The sequence below is a fragment of the Hydrogenophaga sp. LT287 genome, from assembly GCF_055702805.1.
Genome location: NZ_JBVPZC010000001.1, coordinates 247,240 through 264,012 on the forward strand (window position 1 = coordinate 247,240; position 16,773 = coordinate 264,012).

Annotated in this window: 16 protein-coding genes; 6 read left to right on the plus strand and 10 right to left on the minus strand. The window is 62.6% G+C overall.

Annotated elements, in window-relative coordinates:
* Positions 1 to 5: 5 nt before the first annotated feature.
* Positions 6 to 692, minus strand: a complete 687-nt coding sequence (lexA, locus tag AC0GNR_RS01175) for a transcriptional repressor LexA (RefSeq protein WP_472899180.1) — start codon at positions 690 to 692, stop codon at positions 6 to 8.
* Between the two features lie 144 nt (positions 693 to 836).
* On the opposite strand from lexA, the gene AC0GNR_RS01180 reads away from it, so the two are divergent.
* Complete coding sequence (locus AC0GNR_RS01180; RefSeq protein ID WP_472899181.1) at positions 837 to 1,835, plus strand: asparaginase; 999 nt, start codon at positions 837 to 839, stop codon at positions 1,833 to 1,835.
* A 44-nt stretch (positions 1,836 to 1,879) separates the two neighbouring features.
* Here the strand turns inward: AC0GNR_RS01180 and adk are convergent, their stop codons facing one another.
* From adk to AC0GNR_RS01210, 6 genes are all read right to left on the minus strand, one after another.
* Positions 1,880 to 2,536, minus strand: coding sequence for an adenylate kinase (gene adk / locus AC0GNR_RS01185; RefSeq protein WP_472899182.1), 657 nt, complete (start codon positions 2,534 to 2,536; stop codon positions 1,880 to 1,882).
* Between the two features lie 166 nt (positions 2,537 to 2,702).
* Positions 2,703 to 3,494, minus strand: a complete 792-nt coding sequence (gene kdsB, locus AC0GNR_RS01190) for a 3-deoxy-manno-octulosonate cytidylyltransferase (RefSeq protein WP_472899183.1) — start codon at positions 3,492 to 3,494, stop codon at positions 2,703 to 2,705.
* Positions 3,491 to 3,697, minus strand: coding sequence for a Trm112 family protein (locus tag AC0GNR_RS01195; RefSeq protein ID WP_472899184.1), 207 nt, complete (start codon positions 3,695 to 3,697; stop codon positions 3,491 to 3,493). The genes kdsB and AC0GNR_RS01195 overlap by 4 nt, the downstream gene beginning before the upstream one ends.
* Before the next feature lie 35 nt (positions 3,698 to 3,732).
* A complete protein-coding gene (lpxK, locus tag AC0GNR_RS01200; protein ID WP_472899185.1) occupies positions 3,733 to 4,818 on the minus strand; it encodes a tetraacyldisaccharide 4'-kinase in 1,086 nt (361 codons plus the stop codon).
* A gap of 17 nt (positions 4,819 to 4,835) precedes the next feature.
* Entirely contained in the window at positions 4,836 to 5,273 is a 438-nt protein-coding gene (locus tag AC0GNR_RS01205) for an ExbD/TolR family protein (RefSeq protein WP_472899186.1), read from the minus strand.
* Positions 5,274 to 5,322: 49 nt separating this feature from the next.
* Complete coding sequence (locus tag AC0GNR_RS01210) at positions 5,323 to 5,964, minus strand: MotA/TolQ/ExbB proton channel family protein (RefSeq protein WP_472899187.1); 642 nt, start codon at positions 5,962 to 5,964, stop codon at positions 5,323 to 5,325.
* Between the two features lie 374 nt (positions 5,965 to 6,338).
* Here AC0GNR_RS01210 and xseA point away from each other — a divergent pair, with 374 nt between their 5' ends.
* The 3 genes from xseA to AC0GNR_RS01225 all read left to right on the plus strand — a co-directional run bounded on the left by xseA (position 6,339) and on the right by AC0GNR_RS01225 (position 10,854).
* The gene (gene xseA, locus AC0GNR_RS01215; RefSeq protein ID WP_472899188.1) at positions 6,339 to 7,631 is read left to right on the plus strand and encodes an exodeoxyribonuclease VII large subunit; all 1,293 of its coding nucleotides are present in this window, start codon (positions 6,339 to 6,341) and stop codon (positions 7,629 to 7,631) included.
* 128 nt (positions 7,632 to 7,759) lie between these two features.
* Positions 7,760 to 8,341, plus strand: coding sequence for a superoxide dismutase (locus AC0GNR_RS01220; protein WP_472899189.1), 582 nt, complete (start codon positions 7,760 to 7,762; stop codon positions 8,339 to 8,341).
* A gap of 275 nt (positions 8,342 to 8,616) precedes the next feature.
* Entirely contained in the window at positions 8,617 to 10,854 is a 2,238-nt protein-coding gene (locus AC0GNR_RS01225) for an NADP-dependent isocitrate dehydrogenase (RefSeq protein WP_472899190.1), read from the plus strand.
* 116 nt (positions 10,855 to 10,970) lie between these two features.
* Here the strand turns inward: AC0GNR_RS01225 and AC0GNR_RS01230 are convergent, their stop codons facing one another.
* The gene (locus AC0GNR_RS01230; protein ID WP_472899191.1) at positions 10,971 to 11,426 is read right to left on the minus strand and encodes a DUF192 domain-containing protein; all 456 of its coding nucleotides are present in this window, start codon (positions 11,424 to 11,426) and stop codon (positions 10,971 to 10,973) included.
* Between the two features lie 301 nt (positions 11,427 to 11,727).
* Between AC0GNR_RS01230 and clpS the strand changes: the two genes are divergently transcribed.
* Both clpS and clpA read left to right on the plus strand, forming a co-directional pair.
* Complete coding sequence (clpS, locus tag AC0GNR_RS01235; RefSeq protein WP_463142697.1) at positions 11,728 to 12,093, plus strand: ATP-dependent Clp protease adapter ClpS; 366 nt, start codon at positions 11,728 to 11,730, stop codon at positions 12,091 to 12,093.
* A 94-nt stretch (positions 12,094 to 12,187) separates the two neighbouring features.
* Complete coding sequence (gene clpA / locus AC0GNR_RS01240) at positions 12,188 to 14,527, plus strand: ATP-dependent Clp protease ATP-binding subunit ClpA (RefSeq protein ID WP_472899192.1); 2,340 nt, start codon at positions 12,188 to 12,190, stop codon at positions 14,525 to 14,527.
* A 110-nt stretch (positions 14,528 to 14,637) separates the two neighbouring features.
* Here clpA and AC0GNR_RS01245 read toward each other — a convergent pair whose 3' ends face one another.
* Positions 14,638 to 15,123, minus strand: a complete 486-nt coding sequence (locus AC0GNR_RS01245) for a DUF1499 domain-containing protein (RefSeq protein WP_472899193.1) — start codon at positions 15,121 to 15,123, stop codon at positions 14,638 to 14,640.
* Between the two features lie 16 nt (positions 15,124 to 15,139).
* The gene (locus AC0GNR_RS01250; RefSeq protein WP_472899194.1) at positions 15,140 to 16,684 is read right to left on the minus strand and encodes a helicase HerA-like C-terminal domain-containing protein; all 1,545 of its coding nucleotides are present in this window, start codon (positions 16,682 to 16,684) and stop codon (positions 15,140 to 15,142) included.
* Between the last annotated feature and the right edge of the window lie 89 nt (positions 16,685 to 16,773).

Below are 16,773 nucleotides of genomic sequence, written 5' to 3' on the forward strand. Positions count from 1 at the left end.
GCGGGTCAGACTTGGAAGCTGTTTCGGATCAGGCCCACGGCCAGTCCTTCAATTTCAAAGGGCTCACCAGGCTCGACCACAATGGTCTTGTAGTCTGGATTTTCAGCGTGCAGCTCAATGAGGTGTTGCCGGCGCATGAAGCGTTTGACGGTTACGTCCTCACCCAGGCGAGCCACCACAATCTGGCCATTCTTGGCTTCTTTGGTGGCCTGTACGGCGAGCAAGTCACCGTCGATGATGCCAACATCGCGCATGGACATGCCCCGCACCTTGAGCAAGTAGTCGGGTGTGCGTTGAAACAGGCTGCGCTCAACGTGGTAGGTCTGGTCCACGTGCTCTTGAGCGAGGATGGGCGAGCCAGCCGCCACACGGCCAATGAGAGGCAGCATCAGCTGGGCGAGGCTGGGGAGCGGCAGTGTAAGCTGGCGTCCCCGTGAGTTGTTGATGGATTGAAGGTCTTCGCTGCGCAGGCGGATGCCGCGCGATGTGCCGCTGACGAGCTCAATCACGCCCTTGCGGGCAAGGGCCTGCAAATGCTCTTCTGCCGCATTGGCCGATTTGAAGCCCAGCTCTGTGGCAATTTCTGCGCGGGTGGGCGGCGCGCCGGTGCGTGCAATGGCTGTCTGGATGAGTTCCAGAATCTGCTGCTGGCGGGCCGTGAGTTTGGGCGGATAGGGCTGGGACTCAAGCATGGGTGACCTTTTGAAGAGCGCTCACGAGGAGGGCAGTCGGCATCTGGCAATGAAGGGATTCGGTACAGCCGCCAAGATCATTTTCAGAGCGACTGTGTTCTTATCCAGTACCTGTATTTTTAATCAGTTTTGGAGTCTTGGCAAGTGGCAATTCATGAAACGCAGGCGCAGGCTGAAAAACGCCTGGTGATTCTGGGCACGGGCGGAACCATTGCTGGGCAGTCTGCCCGGGCGGGGGACAACGTGGGTTACGTGGCCGGCCAGGTGTCAGTGGCCGATCTGGTGGGCGCTGTTCCGTTGTTGCAGGGCTTGCCGCTGGATGTGGAGCAGGTGGCTCAGCTCGACAGCAAGGATATGGGGTTTGCTGTGTGGAAGGCGCTTGCAGCGCGTGTGGCATTTCATCTGGAACGACCCGAGGTGGCGGGCATTGTCATTACCCACGGGACCGACACCATTGAGGAAACCGCCTTTTTTCTGCAGTCGGTCTTGCGGCCCGGCAAGCCGGTGGTGTTGACCTGCGCCATGCGTCCAGCCACGGCCCTGGTGCCCGACGGACCTCAGAATCTGAGCGATGCGGTGGCCGTGGCGCGCCAGGCGGGCGCGTTCGGCGTGGTGGTGGTGTGTGCCGGTCAGGTGCACAGCGCCGTGGACGTGGCCAAGGTCCACACCTACCGCGTGGACGCTTTTGATTCCGGTGACGCCGGCGCGCTGGGCTGCGTGGAAGAGGGCGTACTTAGGCAGTTTCGACCCTGGCCTGCAGCGTGTGAGGCGGGTTTCTTCGATGCATCAGCCCATGCCCGGGTGCAGGCTTGCTCTGCTTTGCCCCGCGTGGTCTTGGTGACGAGCCACGCCGATGACGACGGGCTATTGGTGAAGGCGTTGACCCAGGCTGGCTGCGATGCGGCACAGCCCCTGCGCGGCATCGTGGTCGCCGGCACAGGCAACGGCTCCGTTCATGCATGCCTGGAGTCCGCTTTGGTAGAGGCTGAGGCGCAAGGGGTGCGTGTGGTGCGAACCAGCCGCTGTGCGCGGGGCCGCGTGCTGGCGCACGCTGGACATCGGTTGGCAGCGGTGTCGGGTTTGTCCCCGGTCAAGGCGCGCATTGCCCTGGCGCTGGAACTTTTGGCCGGCGTTCAGGCATAAAAAAACCCGGTGCGAGACCGGGTTTTTCATTGAGGCAAGCGGGCTTATTTGGCCAAGGCCTCAAAGGCACGGGCGGTAATGTCGTCCACCGAACCCATGCCACTGATGGCGCGGTATTTTGGCGCAGCGGCTGCGTCGTTTTGTGCCCACTGGCTGTAATAATCCACCAGAGGACGGGTTTGCGCACTGTAAACCTCCAGCCGCTTTTTGACCGTTTCTTCCTTGTCGTCTTCGCGTTGGATCAGGGGCTCACCCGTCACGTCGTCCTGGCCTTCCACTTTGGGTGGGTTGAACTTGACGTGGTAGGTGCGGCCGGAGGCTGGGTGCGAGCGGCGACCGCTCATGCGCTCAATGATGGCTTCAAAGGGTACGTCGATTTCCAGCACGTAGTCCAGCTTGACGCCGGCAGCCTTCATGGCGTCGGCCTGGGGAATGGTGCGGGGGAAACCGTCGAACAGGAACCCGTTGGCACAGTCGGCCTGGGCGATGCGCTCTTTGACCAGATTGATGATGAGATCGTCGCTGACCAGTCCACCGGATTCCATGACGCTCTTGGCTTCGAGGCCCAGCGGTGTGCCGGCCTTGACCGCTGCGCGGAGCATGTCGCCAGTGGAGATTTGGGGGATGCCGTATTTTTGGCAAATGAAGGTGGCTTGCGTACCCTTGCCCGCACCCGGAGCGCCCAACAAAATCAGTCTCATCGCATTCCTTTTAAGAGTTTCAATGGGGAGCCGCTTGTCTACTGCGGCAGCCCCCTGGACCGGGGGCCGGGGGCGACCGGGCGAGGATAGCACGGGCTTCCCCGACGCTGGCTTACACGCAATTCGTGCAAAAAATCGCACTTCATTGGTGCTACAACGCGCTTTTTCAGCCGCGCAAAAGCAGCGCGCGCACCCGTTCCAAGTCTTCTGGCGTGTCCACGCCGGGGCCTGGTGCGAGGGTGCTGACATGCACGGCAATGCGCTCGCCATGCCACAGCACGCGCAATTGTTCCAGCGATTCGAGGCTTTCCAATGGGGCCGTTTCGAGCGTTGGAAACTGCCGCAGAAAACCAGCCCGGTAGCCGTAAATACCAATATGCCGCAGCGGCGCCGGTGACGGCAGACCCGCCCCTGGGGCGCCGGCGAGCGAAGCCATGCCGTCGCGCCACCAGGGTATGGGCGCGCGGCTGAAGTAGAGCGCCGTTTGGGCTTTGTCCAGCACCACTTTCACCACATTGGGGTTCAAAAAATCAGCCATGCCATCGATGGCATGCGCTGCCGTGCTCATGACGCAGTCTGGCCGGCGCTGCAGCTCGGCCGCTACGGCATTGATCAGATCAGGCTCAATCAAGGGCTCATCGCCTTGCACATTGACCACCACAGCGTCGTCGGCGAGGCCCAGCAGTGCGCAGGCTTCGGCCAGGCGGTCGCTGCCTGACACATGGTCGGTGCGGGTCAGCAGCGCCGGGATGCCGTGCGCTTCGCACACTTGCACGATGCGCACGTCGTCAGCCGCCACGACGCAGTGGCTGGCTTGGCTCATGCGCGCGCGCTGGGCGACGCGCACCACCATGGGTACACCCGCCAGGTCGGCCAGGGGTTTGTTGGGCAGGCGGCTGGACGACATCCGCGCTGGAATCAGAACGGTGAAGCCGGCGCCCTGGGGCAAGGGCTTCATGGGCGCGGTGCGGGTGCCGGTGGCCGCGCAGCTTCTTCCTCGGTGAGCGTGCGGGCCACGTGTTCCAGCAAGATGGGAATGCCATCGCGCACGGGATAGGCGAGGCGGGCGCTGCGCGAGAGCAGTTCCTGTTTGTCGCGGTCGTAAATCAGCGGTCCTTTGGTGACCGGGCAGACCAGCAGTTCGAGCAGTTTGGTGTCCATGGCGGGATGATAGTCCGGCTGCGCACGGTGACGCGTCAGCGGTGGGTTTTGAGGGCGGCCAGGCGCTCGTCTATGGCGGCCAAAAAGGCGGCTTCCGGCGCCAGTTCCAACGGCACGGCCCATACGGCGGCGTGGTCGGTGCCGTTTTCAAGGGCTGCTTGCGCAAAGCACTTCACCGCGTCTTTTTCGGTACACACCATGGGGGTGTTTGGGCTTTTGCACCATGCTGTGTAGGCCGCGGGCTCGGCGTGGTCGGGCAGGGCCACTTCTCGTGCGAGGGTGAGGCCGCGGGTGCGCAGCATGTCAAAAAACACCGAGGGTCGCGCAATGCCCGCCACCGCGGTGATGGCTTGGCCTTGCAGTTGCGCCAGCGCGATGCGTTGTCCGCGAAGCCCCACCGCGTGGTGTGCCAGGCGGCGAACGGCGGTAAAGACCGGGATGCCCGGTACCGATGCGATGTTGGTTGGTGCTGACCCTTCGCGGTGCTGAAGCAGCACCACATCAGGCCGGTAGGCCGCACCGGGTGCTGGAGGCCAGGGCTCGCGCAGCAGTCCTGCGGGCAGCAGCCAGCCGTTGCCGCTGCCACGCTCGTCAAACACGGCAATGGCCATGTCTCGGTGCAAGGCCAGGTGCTGCAGACCGTCGTCGCACAGCAGCACGTTTACCTGGGGGTGTGCCGCCAGCAGCGCCCGCGCAGCGGCGGCCCGCTGGCGCGCCACAAACACCGGAACGCCTGTGGCCCGCTGGATCAGGGCGGGTTCGTCCCCGCTCTCGCTGGCTGGCATGGCCGCTGTCACTTCCAGCAGGGCTTCGCTGCTGCGTCCGTAGCCACGTGAGACCACGCCAGGGTGCCAGCCTTGGGCGGTCAGGTACTGCACCAAGGCGATCACCGTGGGGGTTTTGCCCGCGCCGCCCACCACCACGTTACCGACCACAATGACCGGCACGGGCAGACGCTGTGAAGTGAGGAGGCCCCACGCATAAAAGCGGCTGCGTACGGCCATGAGCCAACCGTAGACCCAGGCAATGGGCCGTAGCAGCCAGGCTTGCAGCCCGCGCTGCTGGGCGCTGGCCTGCCATCGGGCCTGGCGGCCTGCGGAACCTTCAGGCGGAGTTGCCATGCCGGGCGGTGCCGCGCTCAGGGCTTGGTCCGAGGCGCCTTGCCACCAGACTGCTGGGTGGCAAAGGTGATTTGCACCAGACCGGCGCGCCGGGCCGCATCCATGACGTTGATGACCGACTGGTGGGTGGCTGCTGCGTCGGCGCTGATGATGACCACCACCTCGCGGTCATCCTGACTGGCCATTGCCAGCGCCCGGGTGAGCGTGTCCACACCGCTGTCTTCGAGCACCTCTTTGTTGATCGAGTAGCGGCCATCGCTGCTGATGGCCACGATCACTTCCTTCGGGTTTTCGCGCTGGGCCTGCGCGTCAGCCACCGGCAGGTTGACCTGCAGTTCGGTGAACTTGCTGTACGTGGTGGTGAGCATCAAAAAGATCAGCACCACCAGCAAGATGTCGATGAACGGGATCAGGTTGATCTCGGGCTCGTCGCGGTTGCCGGGTCTGAAGTTCACCGCAGCGCTCCCGAAAAGGCAGGCGAGGCGACCCCGAAAATTTGCGCGCTCATTTGCGCAAGCTCACCAGGTGCCGGGCAAAGCGCTCAGCGGCCAGCTCCATGGAGAGCAGGTAATCGTCAACCCGCGCCCTGAAGTAGCGCCAGAAAATCAGGGCTGGAATGGCCACGATCAAACCGAACGCCGTGTTGTACAGCGCGATCGAAATGCCGTGCGCCAGCTGGCCGGGGTTGCCCCCACCCGGTACCGCACCCATGCCGCCGTCGCCAGCTTGCGATCCAAAAATCTCAATCATGCCGATGACCGTACCCAGCAGCCCCAGCAAGGGTGCTGCCGAAGCGATGGTGGCGATGGCCCCCAAATAGCGCTGCAACTTGGCGGCGGCTTTGCGGCCTGCGCCTTCCAGGCTGGAGCGCAGGTCATCTTCGCTGGCGCGGGGGTTGGTGCTGAGCGCACGAAAGCCGCTGGCCAGCACTTCGCCGAGCACCGAGTTCTGCTCCAGCTGGGTGACCACGTCGGGGCCGGGGATGCCGTTGCGGGACACCATGATGGCTTCGTCCAGCAATTTGGGTGGCACGATCTTCGCGGTTTTCAGCGTGATGAAACGCTCAATCACCAGGGCCATTCCCAGCACGGAACAGATGATCAGTGGCCAGATGGGCCAGCCGGCGGCTTGTATGATGGAAAACAAATCGGGGCTCCAGGCAAATGCCGCCATGCGTTGGCGGCCCAAGTGCAATCTTTGGGATTATGGCTCAGTGCCCATCCACCGCAGCCTGCCCCGCGTGCCCTTGATGCACCTCATGCGCAGAACGATTGCCCCGCAGACCTGTGGCGCACAAACCCTTTCGTGCACAGATTCTGTGGATAACTTTGTGAAGAACTTGCCCCCGCTGCGGCGCGAACCCGCGCCCCGCTTCAATTTGGACAGAACGATGAGAAAACAGGCAGCACAAAACGCAGTGAAATCAACGGCTTGGGCACAAGCCAGCAGCCTGGCTCGGGTTGTCGAGCGCAGCCCCAGCGTACGCGCGGGTTGTGGACAGTTTTCCCTTGGTATCGCCCATGGCTGAAGCATTTTTTGAATCCGAGACAGCGCCTGCAGGCCGGGTGTGGGCGGTTGGTCCGCTGATGCGCGCCATCGCTGACGCGCTGGCAGCCCGTTTCAACCCGGTGGCGGTGCGCGGCGAGATTTCGGGCTTTTCGCGCGCAGCCAGCGGTCATTGCTACTTTTCGCTTAAAGACGAAACGGGGCAGGTGCGTTGCGCCATGTTTCGCCGGGCGGCCGACCAGCTCAGCTTCAGTCCGCGCGACGGTCAGCGGGTGGAAGCCCGCGGCAAGCTGGACGTTTACGGCCCGCGGGGCGATTTGCAACTCATTGTGGACAGCCTGCAGCCGGCCGGGCAAGGTGCGCTGTTTGAGCAGTTTTTGCGCCTTAAGGCACAGCTGGAGAGCGAGGGCCTTTTTGAAGCGGCGCGCAAGCGTGCTTTGCCTGCGCAGCCACACAGCATTGGTGTGGTGACCTCGCTGGGTGCGGCAGCTTTGCGTGACGTGGTCACCGCCTTGCGTCGCAGGGTGCCGCATGTGCCGGTGGTCATTTATCCGGCGGCTGTGCAGGGGCTTCAAGCCCCGGGAGAGCTTTGCGCTGCCTTGAAAACGGCCTACCGCCGACACACCGAAACCGGTGAAAGCGAGGTGCTGTTGCTGGTGCGCGGCGGAGGCTCACTGGAAGACCTGTGGTCGTTCAACGACGAGTCGGTGGTGCGCACCGTGGCGCTGGCGCCCATGCCGGTGGTGTGCGGTGTGGGGCATGAAACCGACTTCACCCTGGCCGACTTTGTGGCCGACCTGCGAGCGCCCACGCCCACCGCGGCGGCCGAGTTGTGTGCGCCTGCGCGCGAACTGCGTCTGGGTGAACTGGCCTACCTGCAGGAGCGCATGAACGAAGCCAGTTATGGCGCCATAGACCAGCGCGCGCAGCAACTGGACCGCCTGGCTCAGCGCATGGGCCGTCCTTCGGCCCGCGTGCATGGCAGCCACCAGCGACTGAGCGCGCTGCAGCACCGTTTGCACAGCGCGCTGCTGCTGGCCAGCCAGCGCCAGCACAGCCGGCTTCAAGCGCTGGAAGGCCTGTTGCCGGTGGCGCTGCAACGCGCGGTGGACCAGCACAGCCGACGGTTGCAGCGCTGTGAAACGTCGCTGGGTCTTCTGGACCCGCGCCTGGTGCTGGAGCGAGGCTACGCCTTCTTGACCGATACCCAGGGCCTTGCCATCACGCGTGCCAGCCAGGCCCGGCCCGGGCAAGCGCTGCGCGCCACCCTGGCTGACGGTGAACTGGGGCTCACCGTTGACCGCTGAAGCGGCGGCTGCAGAAACCCTGATTGTCCAATTAGCTGCGGGCTTGCCTACAATGCGCGGTCGGCACAGTCCGCAGGCGCAGCGCCCGCTGGCTTGACTTCTCCAACACCCACCGAACGAGGAACCCCATGGAACATACCCTGCCCGCATTGCCCTACGCGATTGACGCCCTGGCGCCGCATTACTCCCAGGAAACGCTGGAGTTTCACCACGGCAAGCACCACAACGCCTACGTGGTCAACCTCAACAACCTGCAAAAGGGCACTGAGTTTGAAGGCATGGACCTGGAGTCCATCATCAAGAAGTCCAGCGGTGGCATCTACAACAACTCGGCCCAGATCTGGAACCACACCTTCTTCTGGAGCTGCATGAAGCCCAACGGCGGCGGCGAGCCTTCTGGCGCGTTGGCCGATGCCATCAACGCCAAATTTGGCAGCTACGCAGCGTTCAAAGAAGCCTTCGTCAAGAGCGCCGTGGGCAACTTCGGTTCGGGCTGGACCTGGCTGGTGAAGAAGGCCGACGGTTCCGTGGACATCGTCAACATGGGCGCCGCTGGCACCCCACTGACCACCGGTGACAAGGCCCTGCTGACCGTGGACGTGTGGGAACACGCCTACTACATCGACTACCGCAACATGCGTCCCAAGTTTGTTGAAACTTTCCTCGACAAACTGGTGAACTGGTCGTTTGCAGAAGCCAACTTCGCCTGACCCTGGTTTTGCTTGCTTGAGAAGGCCCGACGGCATTGCCGTCGGGCCTTTTTTTCGGGTGGATGTTGTCGGGTCGGTTGTCCAAGGTCTAAGCTTGCAACCTGAATCACATAAAAATTGGATTATTTGCTTTCGCTTCCCGCATTGTGAGATAACGGTTCAAAAAGCGGGCTCTGGGTCAGAGCACTGAAAGCAAAATCTTGGACGATCCTTCGATTCGGCTGGTCCCTCATGCAGGCCAGCGGGATGCCTACAACGATATCTGGAGAAACAACATGAGCACCCAGCAACCCACCATCATCTACACGCTGACCGACGAAGCGCCGCTGTTGGCGACCAGTGCCTTTTTGCCGATCATCCGCACGTTCACCGCGCCCGCTGGCATCAACGTCGAGTCCAGCGACATTTCGGTGGCCGCGCGCGTGCTGGCCTCGTTTCCCGAGTACCTGACCGAAGAGCAGCGGGTGCCGGACACCCTGGCCGAACTCGGCAAGCTCACGCTCAAGCCCGAAGCCAACATCATCAAGCTGCCCAACATCAGCGCCTCGGTGGGCCAGTTGGTGGCCGCCATCAAGGAGCTGCAAGCCAAGGGTTTTGCGCTCCCAGACTACCCAGAGGCGCCCAAGACCGAAGAAGAGAAGGCCATTCGTGCCCGCTACGCCAAGTGCATCGGCAGCTCGGTGAACCCGGTGCTGCGCGAAGGCAACTCTGACCGCCGTGCGCCACGCGCCGTGAAAGAGTTTGCGCGCAAGAACCCACACAGCATGGCCGAGTGGAGCCAGGCCTCGCGTTCACACGTTTCGCACATGCACCACGGCGACTTTTACCATGGCGAAAAGTCGATCACGCTGGACAAAGCCCGCGATGTGAAGATGGAACTGGTGACAAAGAGCGGCCAGACCATCGTGCTCAAACCCAAGGTGAGTCTGCTGGACCGCGAGGTCGTGGACAGCATGTTCATGAGCAAGAAGGCGCTGGAAGAGTTCTACGAAAAAGAGATCGAAGACGCCCGCAAGACCGGTGTCATGTTCTCGCTGCACGTCAAGGCCACGATGATGAAGGTGTCGCACCCCATCGTGTTCGGCCATTGCGTCAAGATCTTTTATAAAGACGCGTTTGCCAAACACGGTGACCTGTTCAAGGAACTGGGTGTCAACGTCAACAACGGCATGGCCGATCTGTACGCCAAGATCGCCACGCTGCCCCAGAGCAAGCAGGACGAGATCAAGCGCGACCTGCATGCCTGCCACGAGCACCGCCCCGAACTGGCTATGGTGGACTCGGCCAAAGGCATCACCAACTTCCATTCGCCCAACGATGTGATCGTGGACGCCTCCATGCCCGCCATGATCCGCAACGGCGGCAAGATGTGGGACGCCAACGGCCGCCTGAAAGACGTGAAGGCCGTGATGCCCGAGTCGACCTTTGCCCGGATTTACCAGGAGATGATCAACTTCTGCAAATGGCACGGCGCTTTCGACCCCAAGACCATGGGCACCGTGCCCAACGTCGGCCTGATGGCTCAGCAAGCCGAAGAATACGGCTCGCACGACAAGACTTTTGAAATCCAAGAAGACGGCGTCGCCAACATCACCGACCTCGCCACCGGCGAGGTGCTGCTGAGCCAGAACGTGGAGAAGGGCGACATCTGGCGCATGTGCCAGGTGAAAGACGCCGCCATCCGCGACTGGGTGAAGCTGGCCGTGAACCGCGCCCGCAACTCCGGTATGCCGGTGGTGTTCTGGCTCGACCAGTACCGCCCACACGAAGCCCAGCTGATCACCAAGGTCAAGATGTACCTGCACGAGCACAACACCGCGGGCCTGGACATCCAGATCATGAGCCAGGTGCGTGCCATGCGTTACACGCTGGAGCGCGTGGTGCGCGGGCTGGACACCATCAGCGCCACCGGCAATATCTTGCGTGACTACTTGACCGACTTGTTCCCCATCATGGAACTGGGTACCTCGGCCAAGATGCTGTCCATCGTGCCGCTGATGGCGGGCGGCGGTATGTACGAAACGGGTGCGGGTGGCTCGGCGCCCAAACACGTACAGCAACTGGTGGAAGAAAACCACCTGCGCTGGGATTCGCTCGGCGAGTTCCTCGCGCTGGCGGTGTCGCTGGAAGACCTCGGCATCAAGACCGGCAACAACTCGGCCAAGATACTGGCCAAGACGCTGGACGCCGCCACCGGGAAATTGTTGGACACCAACAAGAACCCGTCCCCCAAAACCGGGCAGCTGGACAACCGCGGCAGCCAGTTTTACCTGGCCATGTACTGGGCCCAGGCGCTGGCCGAGCAAACCGAAGATGCGGCCCTGGCCGCCAAGTTTGCCCCATTGGCCAAGCAGCTCACCGACAACGAGCAAACCATCGTGGCCGAACTGGCCGCCGTGCAGGGCAAGCCAGTGGACATTGGCGGTTACTACAAGCCCGATTTTGCGAAGCTGGAGGCTGTGATGCGCCCAAGCCCCACGCTGAACGCTGCGCTGCAGGCGCTGCCCGCGTAAAACGGCTCGTTTGTTTGGGCCGAAGCGCTGTCAAAGCACAGCGCCTCGCCCACAAAGGCGATTTGGACGGCTTCGGCTGTCCAAATCGCCTTTTTTGCTTCAGGGCGACGGGTCGATCACTTGGGCCGGTTGAAGGGTGCGCCACCCAGCTTGCTGCCGGCCTGTATGCCGCGCTTGGCAAACCAGCCCTGGTTCATTTCCAGCACAAACCGAACCGGCTGGGCCGAGCAGTGCGAGTCCAGGGTCTGTGGTTTCATGTCGGCCAGGTTGACGATGGTGCCGTCGTCGGCCACGAAGGCGGCGGTCAGCGGCAGCAATGTGTTTTTCATCCAGAAACATTGCACGCCCGCTTGCTCAAAGGCAAACAGCATGCCTTCGTTGGTGGGCATCTCCCGGCGGTGCATCAGCCCGATGGCGCGCTGCTCGGGGGTGGCCGCCACCTGGGCGTTGATCAGGTGCATGCCGGCTGACAGCGCCACCCGCGGCAGCTGGGTTTGTGGTTTGTCTTGAGACCAGGCGGGCCAGGCGCTCAGCGCCAACAAGCAAAACAAAGAGGCTAAACGGCGGTTCATGGTGCAGGTGCGTGGGTCATGGGTGTTGCGCATTGTCCGGCATTTGCCGGGGTTCTGGGCAGCCGGGTCTGCACCCGCCGTGTCGTTGACAGCAAGACCCAACCCGTTGCAGCGCAAGCACCTAAAAAGCCGCCAGGAAGCCCGCTTCCTCGGCGGTTTTGTTTTGGGTGCGCACTTCACAATGGGGTATGAAAAAGGGTGTATCGCTGCGTCTAGAAAGGTGTGTCCAAGGTCGTGCCCCGGGCGGTGCAAGGGTTTCCCTATGCCCGTTGGCCATCGGGGGTGGTCGCACACCGCTAGAATCAATTTCATGGCAACCCAGAACCCCAAAAAACCCGAAAACCCGGTGTCACCGCCCAGCGTGGGCAGCGACGATTCGGTGGTGCTTGAGCGCCGTACCCAGCGCACCAAACCACCACAAATGTTTCAGGTGGTGCTGCTCAACGACGACTTCACCCCCATGGAGTTTGTTGTCCACGTCATTCAAGAGTTTTTCAGCAAAGACCGCGAAACCGCGACCCAGATCATGTTGAAGATCCACTTGGAAGGCAAAGGCATTTGCGGCGTTTATTCCCGCGATGTGGCCAGTACCAAGGTGGACCAGGTGCTCCAGGCCGCGCGCGGCGCGGGGCATCCGTTGCAGTGTGTGAGCGAGCCCGTTGAATAAAGGCGGAACCACCCCACTTGATGGCGATCCTCTCTGATATCCCGTTTCCCGAACGTCAGCTTTTCAAATCACCCATAGCCCAAAGGACGTGTCCATGATCGCCCAGGAACTTGAAGTCAGCTTGCACATGGCCTTTGTCGAGGCCCGTCAGCAACGACACGAATTCATCACCGTCGAGCACCTGCTGCTGGCCCTGCTCGACAACCCCAGCGCCGCCGAGGTGCTGCGCGCCTGTTCGGCCAATATCGATGACCTGCGCAAATCCCTGACGAATTTCATCAAGGACAACACGCCACAGGTCGCTGGCACGGACGAGGTGGACACCCAGCCCACGCTCGGTTTCCAGCGCGTCATTCAGCGCGCCATCATGCACGTGCAGAGCACGGGCAATGGCAAGAAAGAGGTCACCGGTGCCAACGTGCTGGTGGCAATTTTTGGTGAAAAAGACTCACACGCCGTTTACTACCTGCACCAGCAGGGCGTGACGCGTCTGGATGTGGTCAATTTCATTGCCCATGGCATTCGCAAGAGCGACCCGCCCGAGGCGGCCAAGCCCGGCGAGAGCGCTGCTGAAAACGAAGAGCAGGGCACTGAGGGCAAGTCCAACGAAAAAGCCTCACCGCTGGAGCAGTTCACGCAGAACCTGAACCAGATGGCCAAAGACGGCAAGATCGATCCGCTGATCGGTCGCGAGTACGAGGTCGAGCGCGTGATTCAAATTTTGTGCCGCCGCCGCAAGAACAACCCGCTGCTGGTGGGCGAAGCTGGCGTGGGCAAAACCGCGATTGCCGAGGGTCTGGCCTGGCGCATCACCCAGGGCGATGTGCCTGAGATCTTGGCCGAGTCGCTGGTGTATTCGCTGGACATGGGCGCGCTGCTGGCCGGCACCAAGTACCGCGGTGATTTCGAGCAGCGCCTCAAGGGTGTGCTCAAGTCGCTCAAGGACAAGCCCAACGCGATTTTGTTCATCGACGAGATTCACACCCTGATCGGCGCTGGCGCGGCGTCGGGTGGCACGCTGGACGCGTCCAACCTGCTCAAGCCAGCTTTGTCCAGCGGTCAGATGAAGTGCATTGGCGCGACCACCTTCACCGAATACCGCGGTATTTTTGAAAAAGACGCTGCGCTCAGCCGCCGCTTCCAGAAGGTGGACGTGGTCGAGCCCACCGTCGAGCAGACGGTGGACATCCTCAAGGGCCTGAAGTCGCGCTTTGAGGAGCACCATGGTGTGAAGTACGCCCTGGCCGCCTTGCAGGCCGCGGCCGAGCTGAGTGCGAAATACATCAACGACCGTCACCTGCCTGACAAGGCGATTGACGTGATCGACGAGGCGGGCGCAGCCCAGCGCATCTTGCCAGCGTCCAAACGCAAGAAAACCATCAGCAAAACCGAGGTGGAAGAGATCGTGGCGAAAATCGCCCGCATTCCCCCAGCCAACGTGTCCAACGACGACCGCGGCAAGCTGCAGACGCTGGAGCGTGATCTCAAAAGCGTGGTGTTCGGCCAGGACAAAGCGCTGGAGGTGCTGGCGTCCAGCGTCAAGATGGCGCGTTCGGGCCTGGGCAAGAGCGACAAGCCGATCGGCGCCTTCCTGTTCAGCGGCCCCACCGGCGTCGGCAAGACCGAAGCCGCCAAGCAGCTGGCCTACATCATGGGCATCGACCTGATCCGTTTCGACATGTCGGAATACATGGAGCGCCACGCCGTGAGCCGCCTCATCGGTGCGCCTCCCGGCTACGTGGGGTTTGACCAGGGTGGTTTGCTCACCGAAGCCGTGACCAAGAAGCCGCACTGCGTGCTGCTGCTCGACGAGATTGAGAAGGCGCACCCGGACATCTTCAACGTGCTGTTGCAAGTGATGGACCACGGCACGCTGACCGATAACAATGGGCGCAAGGCCGACTTCCGCAACGTGATCGTCATCATGACGACCAACGCGGGCGCCGAGACCATGAACAAGGCCACCATTGGCTTCACCAACCCGCGTGAAGCCGGCGACGAAATGGCCGACATCAAACGCCTGTTCACGCCCGAGTTCCGCAACCGCCTGGACGCCATCGTCGGATTCAAATCGCTGGACGAAAACGTCATCATGCGGGTGGTGGACAAGTTCTTGCTGCAGCTGGAAGGCCAGCTCACGGAGAAGAAGGTTGAAGTCACCTTCACCGACGCGCTGCGCAAGCACCTGGCCAAGAAGGGCTTCGATCCACTCATGGGCGCACGCCCGATGCAGCGCCTGATCCAGGACACCATTCGCCGGGCCCTGGCCGACGAGTTGCTGTTTGGCCGCCTCACCGACGGTGGCCGCCTCACGGTGGACCTGGAAACCAAGACCGGCGAAGACGGCAAGGAAACCCAAGAGGTCAAGCTCGACATCCTGCCGCTGCCCAAGAAAGAGGGCAAGGCCAAGCCGGAAGAAGCCACCGCGGGCTGAGCGATGTTCTGACCCCTGGCGTCAAGGCGCCAAGAAAAAGGCCCGGGTGACCGGGCCTTTTTCGTTGCGGTCGCGTTGTTAGCGCTGCGCTCGGGGCTTGGGCGTGTCGCTCAGGGCTGCGCCAGGTAGGCGGCGCGTACCGCTTCAATGCGTTCTCGGTTGGCACCAAAGTCTTCTCGGCCCAGGCGGCTGGCGCTGCGCAACTCCACCATACCCGTGGCGGGGTTGGCCCAAAACTCCATGTCGTCCACAAACTTGAGCCAGCGGGTCTGGGCTTGTGCGTACACGTAGTCGGGCTGCTGGTCCACCACGGTCACGCCTGGTACCGACTGCAGCGCTTTTGACAACGCCGTCAGAGAGGCAACCGCATCGCGGTTTTTCAGCGGCAGCGGCTCAATGCTTGCATACCCTTTTTGCGGGTGTTCCGGATACAGCGCAGCCTGGCTGCTGACGCTGTTGCGGGTGGCAGAGGGCGCTTTCAGGCGGCCGTCCTTCACACCCAGATCGGTCGGCTGGGTACCGCGCAGGGCGCCTCCCTGCGCGGCCAGCAGGCCCACGCCGAGCAGCACAGGCAGGGCAATAGAAAAGAGTTTCATGGGGGTCATGCGCAGTTCAGCGCTTGCCGCCAAACAGGCCGCCCAGCACGCCGCGCACGATCTGGCGCCCAATGCCGCTGGCCACGCTGCGGGCCGCAGTTTTGGCCATGGTCTGCACCAGGCCATCGTATTGGCCACCGCGCGGCCCGGTACGGCCAAACAGGGCTTCGTTCACCATGCCACCGATACCGCCGCCAGTGGCTTCAGGGGCTTGCTGTGGTGCGCCCGGAATGCGGGGTGTCTTCGGGGTGCCGGGCGCCTGTGCCGGCTGCTCTGCGGTGCGCGCCACCACATGGGCCCGCAAGATTTCGTGGGCGCTTTCACGGTCCACAGTGGCTTCGTAGACGCCGGCCACCAGCGAGCCCTGCAGCAAGGCCTGGCGCTGCTGGGTGGTGATGGGGCCGAGCTGGCTGCCCGGTGGCACCACAAACACGCGCTCGGTCTCGCAGGGGCGGCCTTTGGCGTCCAGCAGGCTCACCAGCGCTTCGCCCACCGCCAGTTCGGTGATGGCGGCCTCAATGTCGAGCCCGGCCTTGGGGCGCATAGTCTGCGCGGTGGCTTTTACCGCTTTTTGGTCGCGCGGGGTGAAGGCGCGCAGCGCGTGCTGCACCCGGTTGCCCAGCTGGCCGAGCACGCTGTCGGGGATGTCCAGCGGGTTCTGGGTCACGAAATACACTCCCACGCCTTTGGAGCGCACCAGCCGCACCACCAGTTCGATGCGCTCCACCAGCACCTTGGGCGCTTCGTTGAACAGCAGGTGCGCCTCGTCAAAAAAGAACACCAGTTTGGGCTTCTCAGGGTCACCGATCTCGGGCAGGGTTTCAAACAGCTCCGACAGCATCCACAGCAGAAAGGTGGCGTACAAGCGCGGCGCGTTCAGCAGTTTGTCGGCCGCCAGGATGTTGATCACGCCTTTGCCGTCCACCGTTTGCATGAAGTCCTGGATGTCCAGCATGGGTTCGCCAAAAAACTGGTCGCCCCCTTGTTGCTCCACCTGCATCAGCCCACGCTGGATGGCGCCGATGCTGGCAGCGCTCACGTTGCCGTATTCGGTGGTGAACTGCTTGGCGTTGTCGCCCACATGCTGCAGCATGGCGCGCAGGTCTTTCATGTCCAGCAGCAGCAGGCCGTTGTCGTCGGCAATCTTGAACACCAGGTTGAGCACGCCGGCCTGGGTGTCGTTCAGGTTGAGCATGCGCGCCAGCAGCAGCGGGCCCATGTCGCTCACGGTGGCGCGCACCGGGTGGCCCTGCTCGCCAAACACGTCCCACAGCGTGGTGGGGCAGGCCTGCGAGGCGGGCAGGGTGATGCCGCGCTCTTTCAGCACGGCGCTGAGCTTTTCGCCAAAGCTGCCGCGCTGGCTGATGCCGGTCAGGTCGCCCTTCACGTCGGCCATGAACACCGGCACGCCAATGTTGGAGAACTGCTCAGCCAGCGTTTGCAGGGTGACGGTTTTGCCCGTTCCGGTGGCGCCGGTGATGAGACCGTGGCGGTTGGCCAAGCCGGGCAGCAGTTGGCAGGTGGTGTGGGCGTTCTGGGCAATCAGCATCGGTTCGGCCATGGGGTCAGCTTCTTTCGGGTGTTGACGTTTGGGGGTGGTTGGGTAAATCGTAAAATCGCTGGCTTATTAGATCAAACCCTCAGCAGGCA